9 protein-coding genes are annotated in these 18067 nt (G+C 40.6%); 2 read left to right on the forward strand and 7 right to left on the reverse strand.

Going from position 1 to position 18067, the window contains the following annotated elements; translation table 11 throughout:
• Positions 1–2 precede the first annotated feature (2 nt).
• Positions 3–1163, reverse strand: a complete 1161-nt coding sequence (locus B3317_RS13195; protein ID WP_291112349.1) for an MFS transporter — start codon at positions 1161–1163, stop codon at positions 3–5.
• Between the two features lie 18 nt (positions 1164–1181).
• Positions 1182–2912, reverse strand: a complete 1731-nt coding sequence (locus tag B3317_RS13200; protein ID WP_291112351.1) for a class I mannose-6-phosphate isomerase — start codon at positions 2910–2912, stop codon at positions 1182–1184.
• A 148-nt stretch (positions 2913–3060) separates the two neighbouring features.
• Here B3317_RS13200 and B3317_RS13205 point away from each other — a divergent pair, with 148 nt between their 5' ends.
• Positions 3061–3789 (forward strand): GntR family transcriptional regulator, encoded by a 729-nt coding sequence (locus B3317_RS13205; protein WP_006797843.1) that lies wholly within the window; start codon positions 3061–3063, stop codon positions 3787–3789.
• 149 nt (positions 3790–3938) lie between these two features.
• A complete protein-coding gene (locus B3317_RS13210) occupies positions 3939–5510 on the forward strand; it encodes a sulfatase family protein (protein ID WP_291112355.1) in 1572 nt (523 codons plus the stop codon).
• A 73-nt stretch (positions 5511–5583) separates the two neighbouring features.
• Here the strand turns inward: B3317_RS13210 and B3317_RS13215 are convergent, their stop codons facing one another.
• From B3317_RS13215 to B3317_RS13235, 5 genes are all read right to left on the reverse strand, one after another.
• Positions 5584–6345: a DUF3823 domain-containing protein gene (locus tag B3317_RS13215; RefSeq protein WP_291112357.1), complete on the reverse strand. Its 762-nt coding sequence runs from the start codon at positions 6343–6345 to the stop codon at positions 5584–5586.
• Positions 6346–6364: 19 nt separating this feature from the next.
• Positions 6365–8332: a RagB/SusD family nutrient uptake outer membrane protein gene (locus tag B3317_RS13220; protein ID WP_291112359.1), complete on the reverse strand. Its 1968-nt coding sequence runs from the start codon at positions 8330–8332 to the stop codon at positions 6365–6367.
• 12 nt (positions 8333–8344) lie between these two features.
• Positions 8345–11515, reverse strand: a complete 3171-nt coding sequence (locus tag B3317_RS13225; RefSeq protein ID WP_291112361.1) for a SusC/RagA family TonB-linked outer membrane protein — start codon at positions 11513–11515, stop codon at positions 8345–8347.
• A 222-nt stretch (positions 11516–11737) separates the two neighbouring features.
• Complete coding sequence (locus B3317_RS13230; RefSeq protein ID WP_291112363.1) at positions 11738–14086, reverse strand: GH92 family glycosyl hydrolase; 2349 nt, start codon at positions 14084–14086, stop codon at positions 11738–11740.
• 21 nt (positions 14087–14107) lie between these two features.
• Positions 14108–17593, reverse strand: a complete 3486-nt coding sequence (locus B3317_RS13235) for a glycosyl hydrolase-related protein (protein ID WP_291112365.1) — start codon at positions 17591–17593, stop codon at positions 14108–14110.
• Positions 17594–18067 lie beyond the last annotated feature (474 nt).

Raw genomic sequence — 18067 nt, forward strand, 5'->3', positions numbered from 1 at the left:
AGCTATGATTTTTTCTCAAATTTAAGTGATAATATATAGATATAGGTTGCACTTAGCAATAAAACACCGAAACTGATACCAAGTCCGAAATGTTTTGCCACAACACCTACCAATGGGGTTACTACCGCACCTCCGGCAACCCCCATTATCATCAATGATGATATTTCATTTGCCTTTTGCGGACGGTATTGCATAGCAACTGAAAATATAATAGAAAACACATTAGCACATGTCAGACCGATTATAAACACGGCAGCAAACAATAACCATTTATCTAATAAAAACATTAGCATAAGAAATGCCGGAACCGCAATCAGCATATTGATTTTCATAAACTTCGGCGGATTAATCTTCAGTAGAAGAATCGATCCCAAAAAAGCGCCAAACGTTCTTGCTCCGAAGTAAAGACTGGAACCTAATGTGGCATCGTCGGTAGTAAAGCCTAATCTTTGCTCCAGCAACTGGGGTGTATTTACATTCATACAGACATCTATACCTACTATGAGCAGAATACCCAGAAACATCTGCAATATAAGACTATCTTTAAGCAAGCCTAGTGTATTGGCAAAGGATGCCTGTTCCGTATCCGCATTTTCTTCCCTTTTGATGGGCACCAAATACAACCAGACAAACGAAACAAGCGATGTAATAGCAAACACAAGCAAAATAAGTTTCCAGTCCCCGTAGTTCTTCACAGCCATGCTGGCTATAATAGGCCCTACGAAGGAAGATACAGCCTTAATGAACTGGCCGAAAGTCAGAGTACCGGCGAGCTTGCTATCATGCACAATACTAGCGACCAAAGGATTAAGGGAGACCTGCAATATAGTATTCCCAATGCCTAACAGGGCGAATGAGAAAATCACCACATAAAAATCGTAGAAGAAAAAAGGTAATATCAATGAAATACATTCAATAAGAATGGCTAACAATACAGTTTTTTTCCGTCCTATCCGGTTCATTAACAATCCCGTCGGTATGGAAAATATCGCAAACCAGAAAAATACCATCATCGGTATGATGCTGGAAGTCAGTTCATCGAGAGAGAAGTCCTTTTTCAGATAATTGGTCGAAAGGCCAACTATATCCACCATTCCCATTACAAAGAAACTGAACAGGATAGGTATAAGTATTTTGATGCTATTTGATTTATTTTCAGTCATAAGCTTAGCTCTATATTGTTAAAACCGCACATATGCTTTTATTACAATACACTCCTGCCCCTCCGATTTTCCTGTCGGGGTAATTGTATATTCTTCCAATGCCGCCGGTATTATAAATGTTTCTGCATAATGTACAACAAAAGGTTCAAACAGCCCCTTAGGGTCTTCTATTATAACTTCCTCACCTTCTACCAGGTTCAATACATTTACGCTATTATTGGTTTTATGAGATGTCTTTTTCGAAAAACGGAATCTTCTTGTCTCAATAAATTCGTTGGGGTGCAATCCGGTTTTTTCTTCCAGCCACCCATCGCCTTCAGATACAGTAGAACATACATTCACCAGATTCTTATGCGTGTATTCCGTATCCCTTGTCCAGTCAATTACTTTTTTACCTCTTTCTACATTTATGGGGCGGGGTTTTCCATCAAGGCCCAATCGCTCCCAGTCCCAGAGTTTAAATGTAAATAGGTTGGGTGTAGAACTGATTTCGAGAACAACCCCCTGTGGTCCGGAACAATGTACAGTTCCACTGGGTATCAGAAAATGATCGTGCTTTTTAGCAGGGATCTTATTAGCATATTTGTCTGCGTCGAATACGATCTTACCTCTTTCTGCCTTTTCCAGGTCGCGAATCATTTCGTCTTTGTCTATCCCTGTTTTCAGTCCAAGATATACAACAGCATCTTCTTTGGCATCAACCATGTAGTAACTCTCGTCCTGTGTATAATGTATACCAAAAGATTCGTGCACAAACTGTGTTGTCGGATGCACCTGAAGGCTCAGGCTTCCTCCCTGTACTGTATCCAGAAAATCGAAACGGATAGGAAATTCCTTTCCAAAGCGGGATTCGACAGGCTCTCCTAATAATTCACGGCTTTTCAGGAACACCACATTTACTGCGGGCATCTCAAACAGGGTTCCACTGACATTCAAGAATAGACTATTTTCTTCAGGGACACAATCGAAACACCACCCATAATTCACATTATCCTTATCCAAATCGAATGTATTCCTCATCCATTGGCCGCCCCATGGCGCCGGATCAAAGAACGGAACTACCCTGAAAGGCTTCTTTATCGTCATTTCAATACCATTAAAAAAAGTCTCCCTGTCTATCATTTTCGGCTGCCCCTTAATGTGAGTGTCCATCCAGTACGAAACCTTGTTATATAAGGTGTTCTTATGCGCATCACATATTTTCCAGTCGTTAAAGTATCCCCGTTTATGTTGCAAAGAAATAGCTTCATTTCTGTCGTCCAGCCCCAGAGCCATAATACTGCGTGAACGGAATCGCTGCTGTATCTCCCATCGTGCCATATCAATATACACAATACAGGCTGAATCGGGAACTACCAGCGACGCCCCACTGCCGACAACAATGACAGTACCTTTACAGTTTTCAATTTTGATTCGGGCTTCTGTCAATTTTTCTGTATCGAAATAGTCTATCATCGACAAGTTAGTCATATATCCGAATAAGACATCATCGGTCATAAACCGCTCTGTCATTTTCCTAATTTCATCTTCCGGCTTAAACAAATCCCTCGTCTTATATATCAGGTCAGGTTCTATATTACTAATATGTGATAAAACTTCGTCTTCGTGAACACCTACATACATATCTATACCAATAACAGAACATGTACTTAACGTACCTTTTAATGACTGTAAAATACCACTCCATCCCTCTATTATAGCACCTTTGATCTTTGTTGCGGGATATCTGTCATAATTGGGCTTCCTCATAGTATATCATTTATTAAATATTATTCCAAAAACAATATATGTTCATACATATATATTATTGTGCAAATATATATATCTTTTTTTGTTTACCAATATTTTTTTATGTTATTTTGTAAAACAGTTGAACAATTCATATAAACAATAAGCTATGAAAATAGAAGTTAATCGTGAAAGCTCAAAGCCTCTTCATCTGCAAGCAGAGGAATTTCTGCGAAGATTGATAGACGAAGAAGAATACAAAAACGGGAAGCTGCTACCCAAAGAGATTGAATTGTCCAAACAATTTAATATATCCAGGAACACATTAAGGCAGGCGATTAACAAACTTGTATTCGAAGGACTTCTTGTACGCAGAAAAGGTTATGGAACCAAAGTCGCCCGGAAAGGCTTTGTCGGCGGGGTGAAAAACTGGTTGAGCTTCTCACAGGAGATGAAAATGCTGGGGATTAAGATTAAGAACTTTGAGCTTTTTATCGGAACTCAAAAAGTATATAAAGAAGTAGCCGATTTCTTCAATGTAGAAGTAGATACACGTTGCCTGAAACTAGAACGGGTCCGCGGAAGCGAAGAATATCCCTTCGTATATTTCATATCTTATTTCAATCCCAGCATACCTCTTACGGGAGAAGAAAACTTCAACATTCCTCTGTACGAATTGTTAGAACATAATTATGATATAGTCGTTAAAACATCTAAAGAAGAGATCTGTGCCAGATTAGCCGGAGACTTTATAGCCGATAAGCTGGAAATATCTCCCAACGACCCTATACTGATCCGAAAACGTTTTGTATATGATATCAACGATGTGCCAATAGAATACAACATCGGTTATTACAGAGCTGACAGCTTTACATATACACTGGAAGCCCAAAGATAAAAGCCTTCTTAAAACAAAATAAAAGCCTTCTCTTCAGAAGGCTTTTTCTACACAGTTTCTTTTATTTTTCTTCATCTATTAGATATTTATTTAATATATTTGCATATGTATATACATATAGAATATACTTCGATTTTATTTAATATATCATGAAAAATTCACCTTTATATGCTTTACTTGGCATCTCCGTATGCATCAGTAACGGAATCATTGCCCAAGAGATAAAAAAAACGATGAATATCTTGTTCATCATGACCGACGATCATGCTTTCCAGGCATTAAGCGCATATGGCCATCCTATTTCGAAGCTTGCTCCTACTCCCAATCTGGATCGGATAGCACAAAACGGAATGCTCTTTAATAATGCATTCGTCGAAAACTCGATTTCTACTCCCAGCAGAGCAACCTTATTGACAGGGATGTATAGCCACCAACATGGGCAAACACACCTCGGCTACGGATTAAAGCCTGACAAAAAATTCTTTGTGGAGTATCTGCAAGATGCAGGCTATCAGACAGCATTATTCGGCAAATGGCACCTCAGTGCTCAGCCCAAAGGATTTGATACATATAAGATATTCGACGATCAGGGTGAATATTATAATCCAAGATTCAGAACACCACAGTCGGATGGCAAATATATACGTGAAGAGGGTTATGCAACCGATCTAGTAACTGATGATGCCTTAAACTGGCTTATATTCCGCGACAAAAGCAAACCGTTCTGTGTATTGGTTCACCACAAAGCTCCTCACCGAAACTGGATGCCCGACCTGCAATACCTCGATTTGTATGAAGACATTGAATTTCCCGAACCGGCTACTTTATTCGATGATTATTGTACCAGAGGCGAACAGATGAAAACACACGAACTATCTGTTGCCAACCATCTCGGATATGCCTTCGACCTGAAAGTATCCCAACTTCAAAACGAACCTACACTGGATTATATCAAAGCGAGCTTTGATATGGCTATAAGCACACTAACATCCGAACAACTTAAAGTATGGAATGAATCATATGATAAGAAGAATAAGGATTTTCTGGCTAACAGGCCGCAGGGTAAAGAACTAGTCCGGTGGAAATACCAACGATATATCAAAGACTATTGCCGCACCATAAAGAGTGTGGATGTTCAGGTTGGCAGGTTACTCGACTATCTGGAAAATAACAACCTTATGGAAAACACGATTATTGTATATACTTCCGATCAGGGCTTCTATCTGGGAGAACATGGACTCTATGATAAGCGCTTCATGTATGAGGAAGCTTTCAGGACACCGCTTATCATCGCTTTACCGGGAGCAAAAAAAGGAACAAAATGTACGGAACTTGTTCAAAATATAGATTATGCGCCAACCCTTCTGGATGCCGCCGGAGTTAATAAACCTGATGATATGGCCGGAGAATCACTAATCCCATTATTGACCGGAACTTCTGAAAAATGGAGAGATAATCTCTATTATCAATTCTATGATTATCCCGCTGTGGGAATGACACGCAAGCATTACGGAATACGGGACAAAAGGTATAAACTCATACATTGGTACGGCAAAGGAGAACTAAAGGACAAGGATATAGACAGTTGGGAACTGTATGATCTGAAAAAAGATCCAACAGAAATCAACAATGTTTATAACGATAAAAAATATGCAAAAGTAAAAGAACGGCTTCACATACTTCTCGAACAGAAAAGAAGAGAACTGAAAGTCACAGAATAGTATCAGAGTTAATGTAAAAAGAAAGCAGCAAGACTAGTCTTGCTGCTTTCTTTTAATAGTTTATTAATTCGTATTAACGGGCAGGTATGGAAACTTCTTTTACCTCTGTATAGTTATAGCGGTTTGTTGCATCAAACGTAACAGAAGTGCGTACCCCGAATCTGATAAAATATTTTCGCGCATAGTCCGGGAAAGACTTTGATGCCGACGAAGTATTTATTGTAAAAGTAGTTCCGTTAGGTCCTAAAATTTCAGATGCTCCCACCCCCATTCTGGCGGGATCGCATTTAACCGAATAATTAGGACTATAGCTGAAATCTCCCACATAGTCGGTCTCGCTAATAAATAGCCATCCTTCAACCAAAGGTTTCTGATATGTCGCGTTATTAGATCCGTATGTAACTTTTACCTTAACGGTTACAGTTCTGTCCGCATTTACAACCGGTTCGCCATCCCATTCTATACGAAGGATAGGTTCTACCTCATACGTTTTTTCCACTGTACCGCTAATGGTCATCTTTTCTTCAGGTAGCGGAACGAATGCACCGGATGGTGTAATTCCATATTCACCTTTGAATACCTTTGTATTATTGAATGTACCATCCATTTTACAGTTAAAGTCATACGGTTGAGGTGTATCGCTCCAGCTATACTCCATCATCCTGATGCGCACGCCGGTATTCCCAATAGCTGTCTGGAAAGGCTTATTTGTTCCTTTTTCGACAAACTTACCTCTAAATGTCTCTTTAGGCTCGGGATAATTATCATCGGCACACGATGACATCCCCAAGAACATCGATAGAGACAAAGCAATATATATTATAGTATTTCTCATATCATCAATATTTTTGTTATTAATAACCCGGATTTTGTTTACAGTTCGGATTTTTAGTTATCTCACCTGTAGGTATTTGCTGATAATAATTCTTAGTATCAAAATTAAAAATATAGTTATTTCCGGCTTTTGATTCCATGAATCTTGAATCCAGAAAATATTTTTCAGCATCGGTGGAATAAAAGGCATATAAAACTCTGTAGCGTCTGTTGGTTTGTTCATCATATATGACTCTCCAACGTTTCAAATCCCAATAAGTCTTATGTTCGAAAGCAAGCTCTTTTCGTCTTTCTGTCCGTACAACATTAATATCACTCAATGGTGCGGAACTTGCCAGCAAAGTCGCTCCCGCACGTCTTCTTATAAGATTGATACAACGAAATGCTTCTTCGCGATAGCTTTCTCCTGTCGACGCCGTACTTACACCTGCGAGAAATAGCTCGTTAGCAGCTTCTGCCCTGTTAAGCAATACCTCCGCATAGCGGATTTCAATCCAGCTCTGGCTCGACTTATTGCCATTATTATCTGTTTGGTTCGGATTCAAATATTTGCGAAGATAGAAACCACTGATATTTCCAAAATCCCACCCCGAAACGATACCGCTTTCTCCTGCTCTCTTCATCTTACTTACACCATCCTTCAACAAGATAGCATTAGCGGCCTGATTATTGAAAGAAAAATCGCTGGAAAGCTTCAAATTACTTGATTCGCCATATACTACATTATAATCGGTGACACTTCCCTCAGGCATAAGCGGACTAATACCTGTTCCTACGGTTCCCGTCCATATTCCGCGACGTAGATCTATCGTCTTACCCATGAACTGATCCATAGGGAGTATTACTGTTGCCCTCAGACGGGGTTCACAATTTGCGAAAGCGTCAAGCGGTGAATTATACAGTACATACTTGCCACTGGCATCCAGATTTTTCAATTTTCCATTAGCATCCTTATCTATACCGTCAAACATCTCAACAAAGTCTAAAGTCGGGCAAATTTCCGAATTATTACCTCCCGAAGATGTCTGCATCGGTTGTGCCGAATCATCGAAACCATGCACCGATTCCGGATTTTTATAATATCTCACAAATATATTCTCCTTCGTATCTTTAAGGAATATATTAGTAAAATTAGTTGCTTGCGCAGTCTTATCTCCATCAACCCATTCCGCTTCATACAAGCCATAGGCCGTTGTTTCATCAAGTATTTTACTGGCTTCGTAAGCAGCTTTGAAATAATCATTTGCACGGGTAGACGGTATCCCGCATATTCTGACGCCATTATATACTTCACTGATAGTATTATACTTGGCTATAGATCCTGCATGAAGCATTGTACGTGATTTGAATGCAGCGGCTACATATCTGTTTGCACGTCCTTTCTGATTCGTTTTAGGCAAATTATTTATTGCATAATCCAGATCAGACGCAATAAGATCCCATATGGCCTCTTCCGAATCGCGGAAAAGCTTCGTACCCTCAACATCGACACTCGCCGGATAATCGATTACATAATCCACCTTAGGCACACCTCCATAACGCTTAACAAGTGAATAGTAAAGGAATGCCCTTACAAAGTAAGCCTCAGCCAGATAAGTATTATAGTTGGCCTGAGTATGTGCCGAAGCGTATTTGGGCAGAGTCTCTATAAATAAGTTCGCATCACGGATTGCCGAATAAGCATTATCCCAATAGCTTGCATGCTCACCTTCTGCTCCTTTAGTGTCACGGCCCAGAGCTTCACCGGTCAGACACGATTGTTGCTTATATTTTGTATCAGCATTATTGAACAGACCGCTTTTTTCATAATTGTACCGGAAATCTTCCATAGGAAGCGTGCTATACATCCGGGCAATATAACTCATCGTACCCTCTGTAGTACCGAATATATCCGGGTCCCCGATTATATTCTTAGGCGGGATATCCAAATCTGTACATGCCATGAAAAGGCCCAGACAAAGTAATAAAATATATTTTATTTGTTTCATAATATTAAATGTTTAGAATTTTACATTCATACCTACTGTTACAGTTTTGTTGAGCGGGTAACTATATCCATAATCACCTAATCCTCCCTTACTCTCGTCAGGATTTGTAAAAAATTCAGGATCGATATACTTTAATTTTGTAAATGTCAGTAGATTATATGAACTAACATATACCCTTACATTCTGTATATTCAAAGTCGAAAGCCATTTCTTCGGAAGCGTATATCCCAATTCGATATTCTTTAACCTTAAATATGCCCCGTTTTGAATATTAAATTCAGAATTGTAATTAGGGCTTGTACCTGTATAGGCATAATATCCACTTATCCATTCTGTAGCAGGATCGTAAGGACTTGCTGTCGGGTCTGACGGACGCCAGCGATCCAAAAACTGAGTAAGAGCATTTGTGTCTGCCCATAAAGGTTGATATAAAAACTGTCTTGGAGCGACATAACGTTTACCCCCGCCTTGCCAAAGCATAGTAAGGTCTATTCCTTTCCACGATGCAGATATAGTGATTCCGTAATAGATAAGCGGTGTCATACCGTTCATCGCAAGCGGATGTACATCCAGGTCATTTATTTGTCCGTCGCCATTCCAGTCTTGATATTGATAATCTCCCATAGTTGTACCACGGCCGATGTAAACAGGGTTATGATATATCTGATCCCAGTTGGTGATACGTCCGTTTCCTCCATATCCCCACCATATATTATTGTAGCGGTCGTTGTTATTTTGGCGCCAGTTCAGATATGAGTTGCCTCGCTTCGATTGTTCGTAATAAATTGTTTTCACACGGGTAAACGACATATTACCTTTCACCTGATACTCAAAATCACCTATTTTATTGCGGTGGCTGAGTTCCAATTCGAAGCCTCTCGTAAGGTCACTGTTAAGATTTTCCTGCGGTTGAGCAGCACCTACGATTCCCGGAATCGATTGTGCCCGGGTTGCTAATAAACCTGTACGTTTTCTCTGAAAATACTCGGCAGTTAGTCCAAAAAGACCGTTCCACGCATCCATGTCCAGACCGATATTCAGCATATCGGATTTATACCAGGTAATTGCTGTGTTTGCCAATCCCTTATTGTTGGAACTATTAACAAATGATCCATCGAAAACATAACCGGAAGGTAAACCTGCACTATTGCCGCCCGAAGATGGATAGTAATATCCGGTCAAGAAATTATAGTCATTTGTTGAAGCATCATCAAGCATTCTGCCGTAAGATCCGCGTAATTTCAGATTATCAATGAATTTAAGCGGTGATTTCTTAAAGAATCCCTCTTCCGATATACGCCAGGCTGCCATAACCGCCGGAGTTGTTGCCCAACGGGAATTATCCGGAAATCTTGATGACGATTCATGTCGTAAAGTAAATTCGGCCAGATATTTCCCGGCAAAGTCATACTTAACACGGCCTACACAGGCATTATACGCGTAATCGTAAAGAGATGAAGCGGCTGTAGACTGATTAATCTGCATTTTGTCTGTTATACCGGTAAATAGTTGATCCAACGGCAATAGAAGCTGCCTGTTTCCATAAAAATTATCTCCTTCTCTATGTGTATTTTCATAGAGTGCCATTGCCGATACATTATGCTTGCCAAATTGCCTGTCAAAACCGAGCTGAACATTCCACAGAGTACCATCTTTACCATAAAAATAACGGGCTACCCTGTTAGGCGCATCACTCTGAGCATTCCATGTCTTGGCCGCGCCGCCCGAGTCGTAAAGTTTATAAGCTTTCATGAATTCTTTATTGTCATTCAATGTATAATCGTAGCTATACATACCTTTCACATACAAGCCTTTAACGAACGGCATATCATATCTTAGCGAAGCATTCGACTGGAACCATTTACTTTTGTATGAATTAGCACCTGTCATATCCTTGTTCATCATAGTTACCGGATTTTGCAGACCGCCATTGGTCGGTTGCCAGTATTGACCTTCCTCTTCATTGTAGTATACTTTATCCATCGGTTGCATAAGCCACATGCCACGTATTATATCACTGGAACCATATACTGACGATTGTCGCTCATCGAGTAATCCGGCCAGATTCAAGTCGAACCGGAGATTTTTTGTAATCTGAGAAGAAATATTACTACGAATAGTATATTTCTCATAATTAATAGCATTTGTCTTCAAGAAACTCTCCTGAGTCTGATATCCGATGCTTGCATAATAGCTCAAAGCTTCTGTTCCACCTGTAGCACTTAATGTATGCATAGTCTGAGGTGCACTGCTGCGAAGAACCTCTTTTTTCCAATCGGTGCTCTGCATTGTGCCATTGCGGTAAGCATCGATCTGCTCATCTGTATAAGGACGGTTGGGACCGTCTACATTGTGCATTGTGCGCTCGTTGAATAAGGTCATCCAGTCTACGGCATTTGCCAGATCCGGAAAATTTGTAGGCATCTGCCAGGACATATTTCCTGAATAACTAAGGTTGACCTTTCCTTTTTCACCTCTTTTGGTTGTAACCAAAATCACACCATTTGCCGAGTTGACACCATAAATAGCGGCCGAAGCATCTTTAAGTACAGAAATACTCTCGATATCCTCTGCATCCAAACGCGCCATATTACCACGTGGTACTCCGTCGATAACTATCAGCGGGGTTCCCAGGCCCCGTATATCCATTGAGCCACTGAACTGGCCTGGTTCCGATGAATTCTGAACCACACGCAAGCCCGCGACTTTACCGGTAAGCATATTCTGCACGCTTTCATTTTTGGTAGTGATAATCTCTTCATTTTTAATGGCAGAAACCGCACCTGTCAATGTAGCTTTCTTTTGTACGCCATATCCTACAACTACCACTTCGTCCATAATCCTGCTGTCTGCTACCAACACAATATTAAGGGAAGCGAGGGAGGTTTGATTCCCCACTTTTATTTCCTGCGTTACATATCCGATAGAAGATATTACCAATGTAGAATTTGGATTTACCTTTATCGAAAAACTCCCGTCTACATCAGTCGCTATACCATTGGTAGTACCTTTCTCTACCACGCTTGCTCCTATAATGGCCTCATTCGTCGCATCTTTTACAACACCTGAAACCTCTGTCTTGCTTTGCTGCGAATAAAGATTTGCAGAGGCCAGCAATAATGTGGCACACATACAAATTTTAAGCAGGCTAAATAGATTTAAGAAGTTAACTTTAAATTTCATACTTCATAGTTTTTAATGTGTTTGATAAATCAATAATAAGTAACAGATAGAATTTGATGATATACTTTCGAATCATAATTTATCCTTGTTATTTTACTTACTCAAATAATAAACAGGCCTGTGACCTTCATTTAAATTTCATTTTCACTTAAGCATTGCTAAGTAGCAGCATCAAACGAATCTTTCATTTTCATGGATTGTTTTTTAGTTAATATTTTAGAATCATTTATTTAGTTCTGTGTTAGGTTTATCTGATAGCCTGATCGACATGCGGCCGCCTTTGACCACTTCCGAAAAAGGCAATTGAACCGTATTGTGCGGCTTTCCATTTACATCTACTGATTGGATGTAAATATTATCTTTGGTATTATTCAGTGTTTCTATCACAAACTTCTTACCCGGATAATAATCCTTGTTGAGCCTGATCGTAATTTTATCGAACAACGGGCTACCAATCTGGAATGTAGGATCTATCCCGGTCAAACCTTTTACATCGAAAAGTCCTATTGCCGCCATTACATACCATGCACCCAATTGCCCCTGATCTTCATCTTGCCCGTAACCATAGCCGTGTATGCCTTCTACTCCGTAGAATTCGTTACAGATAGCCCTCACCCATTTTTGAGACAGATATGGTTTCCCCGAAAAGTTGAACAACCAGGAGATATGCAGATTCGGCTGATTGCCATGATTGTAATATGTATGCAAACCTGCGAATGCATCTATAGTCTCTCCTCCACCAAATATATTCTTTTGTGATATCTGGAATGTGCTGTCGAGACGTACATTAAAATCATCAGCCCCTATCAGTTTTATAAGTTCATCTATTTGATGAGGTACATAGTATGTGTACTGGATTGCATTACCCTCCTGAAATCCTATCCATGGTGCAAACGGATCGAAGTCTTTTATAAATTCGCCCTTGTCGTCGCGCGGACGTATCAGTTTTGTCTCAGGATCGAAGAGAGTTTTCCAGCCCTCCGATAACTTCGATAAAAGTTTATAATCATCCTCTTTATTCAAATGCTTTGCCATCTGAGCCACAGCAAAACTACTGAATGAATATTCCATTGTATGCGATGCTCCGAAACCCGAACCTTCGGGAGTCGTACGCATAGACAGGCCGGTTGTATAAGGTGAGTAACCCCTGTTTACGAACTGCTCCACATCCAGCTTACCTGCTCCTGCCAAACGGTCTTTTCCATCTACTTCATTCTTCAGGGCCGCCTCGTATGCAGTATTCACATCAAAGTCGCGGATACCGCAATTATAAGCTGCCGCAATAGCCAGACTGGTAAAATTAGTTCCTACACCCGATACATATTTGCTACAGGCAATACCATCGCCCAGCCACCCGGCATCTTTATAAACAAGAAGCTGGCTTTGTATCCAGTCCGAATAATATTCGGGATAAGCAACCGCCCACAATTGAGTAAGATTCCAGAATGCGCCCCAAATAGCATCCGTATTATAATGATTATGAACCGGTTTTCCTTTTTCATTCAGTGGTATCTGCCCTACCCCGCCATCATTCTTCGGATAAGTTCCGTTTACATCGCTTGCTAACCCACGGCCAAGCAGCGCATGATACAAACCTGTATAGAATTTCACACGATCGTTATATTCCCCGCCTTCCACTTCTATGCGGCCAAGATATTCTTCCCATGTATCCGTCGCATTTTTATGAGCTTTGTCGAAACTCATATTTTTAGCTTCAGTTTCCATATTCAGGCGTGCATTTTCTATAGAAGTATAGGATAGTCCTATCTTCACATTTACAGCCTCCTGCTCTCTGGTATTGAATTTGAAATACAGCCCGGCTCCGACACCTGTCTGAGTCTTCGAATCGGGATATACAGTATCTTTCACAAATGAGCCGAACGCGGTTGGTTTCTTATCCAGTTCCGCACTGAAATACATAGACACAGTAGCGCCTTTTTGATATATATTCACATAGACCGGCGTAGTGGTAACCCATCCTTCTATACGTCCCTCGTCTGTGTATGTCACCGAGGCTTCTTTCACATAACCGCTTTCTCCCTGACGGTTACCGATATCGAATATCAGATTAGCTTCCTTAGACGCAGGGAACGTATAACGATGAAAGCCCACACGCTTTGTAGCCGTTAGTTCGGCTTTCACATTGTAGTCTTTGAGTAATACGGAATAGTATCCCGGAGAAGCGGATTCATCTTTTTTGTCGAAAGATGAGCGATAACCGCTCTCAACACTATCCAATGTTCCCGGAACAGTTTGCAGTTTGCCGACTGTAGGTGCTATAACAACGCCACCAATCTGGAACTCATGAAAATTAGCAAAACCCTCGATGGAAGTATGCCTGGCATCGTAACCAACAGCCTGCCATCCACCCGTATTTCCTAAGTGTCCGTCTGTAGACGGAGCGAGTTTAGCCATACCGAACGGAACGGCAGCCGGTGTATAAAAGAACCAGCGAGAATGGGCAGTCCCAATGCCCGGATCGACATAATCAGACAAGAGAGGCTTTTTCTCGCAAGACGCTATTATACAAGAAAATGCAAGTACTGTGATTGGAATAATTCGTTTTATCATATTATAAAATTGTTTTTCGGTTTATTTTTTACTGATAACTTTCAAGGTTATGCATTCATAAGGTTTAAGCCAAAAAGAAGAATCATCGAACTCCCCTGTTTTTTGCTGGTTATGATCGCAGAGGTATACTTCATCAGCCTGCATTCTGTTCCAGATAAATGAAGAATGTACACTCTGGTCATTGAGGTTCAGTAAACGGATAATATAGCCTTTGCCATCGTCGGAAGGCTTTATTGTAGAAACTGAAATCTGATTCTTACCTTTAAGCCTGAAAAGATTATCTATTCCGACAGGTTTTTCAGAAACAACCGCAATCATTTTTTGCGCCTGTTCCGTGCCTTGCTTCTTCAGTTGCTGATCGAACGGATCGAAAAACTCCAGTGAGTAGCGGAATGTCGCGATACCTTCCTGAGAGGCTTTGTAATTTGTCCTCCATGAGTTATTCATCACCCACGAATATATCTTCGGAGAAATCAAAGCCGAAGACCACCAGCCAAGCCCGCCTCCTTCCTTACGCCATACATCGCTGGTCATCTCTCCCAGTTCTACGAAAGGAGCATCCGTTGTTGTCAGGTAGATACCATGGCTAAGATTGCTTGCACTGATGCCATTCTGTATCGAATAGTAATTTTTATTCACTCCTGCCAACTGGTCACGCTCGGGATGCATATCCCCCATTGCCAGATCCATTTTGATATCTGCATGGGCTATATTGAAAGGGAAAATAAAGCGGACATTTTCCGGCTTATAAATATTTTCTTTATCTATAGTGTTCAAAATATCTACGCGGCCCAACTGTTTATAGACCGTAATATCCCTCCATAACGAACGGCAACCCGGCGCATCCGACTCTACGCGCAAGGTCGCTGCAACTTCGCCATCGTCCAGTACAATAATCCGTTTGATATTATCCACCCATTGCGGGTCTGAAGCGAAACGCCCTGTGTAGATATAATCATTCAAACCTCGCTCTGACGCATAATTATATTCCTCACCAACCTTTATAAAAGAAGAAATTGTACCTTTTCTCTTATCTATTTCTACCTTTACAATGCCATTATCCAGTATATTATCATTTACCATCGTGGATATATTCGACTTCTTTCCCTTATCATCAGTGATCTTGTAAGCTACGGAGGAAAGGGCCGGAATGTCTTTTGCCATAAATATCCATCTGCCGTCGTGCAATTTCTGCAAAGGAATCATCTCGCCTGATGGGCTTTCCAATACTTTACCGGTCAGATCGTTATCGTTATCAATCGTCACTACATCAGTTCTTTTCCACAGATTCGTATTGAATACATGTATATAGCCGCCTTTGTCGGATTTCATTTCTGAAAAGACATCGGTATAGAGTTTTCTCGACTGCATATCTGCATTATCCGCATATAATTTCTTTCCTGCCCACAGTTTTTTTGTAAACTCCGATTCAGGTTCAGGTCCACTGGCCGAGGCCCCCCAGGTATGCTCCGAAAACAAGACGACATTCTTCCATGCTTCCAGAAAATCGTTTGCGGGAAACTGCTTCGGATTAAATATACTCCATAGTATCTCCGTCTGGTTCAGACGCTCCGAGCTTTCACGGTTCATAGCCAGTTCACGGGCAGTGGAAGCGGCTCCGTCTTCCCATGTAGGAGTTATATCGCCACCATAAACCGGGATCTCATCGCCGTATTGTTTTTCAAACTCAGTGAAAAGTTCTTTGGTTGTACCTATATAAAATTGGGGTGATTCGTATTTTTCATTCCATTCTTTTATTACATCCGGCATCCACTGATCGGGCGGCCCGTTATCTCCGTTTACCGTATAGCGCAGATAAGTAGTAGCATACGGATATTCCTTCGATTCCAAATCGGTAAGGTATTCCCATATAGGAGTGACTCCACAGGCCGAAAGTCTGTTTATCAACCAGCCATGAAACCATGAATATCCCCTGCCGGTCTGCCAAAACAATACTTTTTCCTTACCAGACTGAGACAGCCAGTAAAACGGTTTATCACCCCACTTCACATGCAGGTGTGCAGCCCTGTCGTTACCAACCTTTCCATAGAAAGGCACATAGTTGGGTCCTGATGAATAGTATTTCACACCATTCTGAGCCATTGCCGTAACCATCCCCCACGATTGTCCGGGAACATCGCTCATCATCGCCGTATTGAATTCCACTCCTGTCAACCCAGAAATACGATGCGCATCATCGAACATATGCATCAGTTCCTCCTGCTTGCAAATTCCGGTGAGTATGCTGCCCAAAGATGCATCGACGCCAATAATACCGTCTTTTATAGCCTGGATCATCTTATCACCTTTTTCCGTTCCTTTGTAATGATCGAGATATCCCATCAAAGCCCATGTAGCCTCCGAATTCCATTTGAACCGTGACCCCTCGGGATTATCGGCCGTACGCTCCGCCAGTTCCAGTGCCCGCTCAAAATTGCGCCATTGCAGTTTCATTACATCATCCTGCGCATGTGTATAACCTATGTCCAAATGCGAATGAGGTAAGAAATACAGTTTCCACCTGCGGGCTCCCAAAACAGTATAACTATCGGCTAAATTGCCCTGTCTGCTGCGAAGATTCACCGATACTTCGGCACTCTCCTCCATATAGCCTGCCGGAAACCGTCCCTCGATTACAGTTGTTCCTATCGCGGATGGCTTGATGTTCTCCGTCCATTTCCGTCCGTTTATATCGAAATCGAGTTGACCTCCACAAAACAGGGGCGCATCAAACTTCAATGTATATTCACGGGTCGGCCCTTTATCCGTTTTCAAATATCCTTGTGAAGCAACTAAAGACATCTTGCTTAATGGAGCAAGTTTTGCTATCTGTTTGTTTTCCTTCCGGTAGAATCTTATCTCACTCAGTCCGTAATAATTTACATTCTGCTGCATATCAATAGCTTCCCTGATTATATATTTGTCTTCAGGGTCGTAATAATTACCGTTTCCATCAGCATCGGCTGTAAAACATATATATTTCGCCTTAATTCCTCCTGTATCAAATGTGAAATTTGCAGGCTCGGGATTCTGCCCTTTCGATTCATTTATAATATGATAGTCCAGTCCATTGTTTTTCAAGAGTTTCCACGTATTCCCATCAGCAGAGTATTCTATGTATACTTTCTTCAATCCCCTGCGTGTATGCTGACTTTGGTTGTCATTCCATATTCTGATTAAATCGACATGTGCAGGATCTGATGTTTTTCCTATCTCGCACATAAACCAGACAATGCCCTCTTTGGTAAATCCATTAGCTCTCACCTTATGTATAGAAGCCTGAGATGTCCACATTGTATGTCCAAGATTATGCGCTATATGCATATCTCCGTTCATTCCTTCGCCATTAACAGCCATCATAGCTGTCGCCCCCGGCAATTCACTACTTGCCGTTGCCTGAATCTGATCGGATGGAATCTGAGTATATACTTTGGTGCTTTGTGCATATATTCCGATGGTATTCACTAAGATCAGAAGAGAAAAGATGCCTTTTCTTATCATCCTCATATTTTTAGATTATTTGTTAGTATTAATGGTTAATCATGTTAGTTATAGATAACTCATTTTATAAAGAAGAAATTTCTCCCTGATTTGAACTATGATAAAATGAGCACTTTCGAGTATTTTAGCCTGTTTTCAAATTCGAAAACACCTCCATTCCCCAAGTTAGTATATCCTATTTTTCTTTTTGCTCAGCTTTTGCAATATGTATGAACATATTTTCAGATTGCTAATATATAAAATGTTTTTATCTTAAACATTATTTTCGATTATTTTTTTCAATAAATAGAATTCATCAAAATAATAAATAACAATTAAATAGCTGTATATAAAATATATAAATATAATATACAAAACATTTTTAACTATGTTAAATATTAATTAAATATCAACAAACCTGTAAATACATAATAATTAATTGTTCATACAATTATATAAAAAGTAAAAAGAATACAGGGATAATATTAAAACAGCCTGATC

Source organism: Dysgonomonas sp. UBA7710, assembly GCF_002482385.1.
In the GTDB taxonomy this organism is placed as follows: Bacteria; Bacteroidota; Bacteroidia; order Bacteroidales; family Dysgonomonadaceae; genus Dysgonomonas.

What these genes read in the sequence shown, in the direction of transcription:
- B3317_RS13210 (WP_291112355.1), top strand. Translation starts at nt 3,939, where the DNA reads ATGAAAAATTCACCTTTATATGCTTTACTTGGCATCTCCGTATGCATC.
- B3317_RS13235 (WP_291112365.1), bottom strand. Translation starts at nt 17,593, where the DNA reads ATGAGGATGATAAGAAAAGGCATCTTTTCTCTTCTGATCTTAGTGAAT.
- B3317_RS13230 (WP_291112363.1), bottom strand. Translation starts at nt 14,086, where the DNA reads ATGATAAAACGAATTATTCCAATCACAGTACTTGCATTTTCTTGTATA.
- B3317_RS13215 (WP_291112357.1), bottom strand. Translation starts at nt 6,345, where the DNA reads ATGAGAAATACTATAATATATATTGCTTTGTCTCTATCGATGTTCTTG.
- B3317_RS13200 (WP_291112351.1), bottom strand. Translation starts at nt 2,912, where the DNA reads ATGAGGAAGCCCAATTATGACAGATATCCCGCAACAAAGATCAAAGGT.
- B3317_RS13220 (WP_291112359.1), bottom strand. Translation starts at nt 8,332, where the DNA reads ATGAAACAAATAAAATATATTTTATTACTTTGTCTGGGCCTTTTCATG.
- B3317_RS13225 (WP_291112361.1), bottom strand. Translation starts at nt 11,515, where the DNA reads ATGAAATTTAAAGTTAACTTCTTAAATCTATTTAGCCTGCTTAAAATT.
- B3317_RS13195 (WP_291112349.1), bottom strand. Translation starts at nt 1,163, where the DNA reads ATGACTGAAAATAAATCAAATAGCATCAAAATACTTATACCTATCCTG.
- B3317_RS13205 (WP_006797843.1), top strand. Translation starts at nt 3,061, where the DNA reads ATGAAAATAGAAGTTAATCGTGAAAGCTCAAAGCCTCTTCATCTGCAA.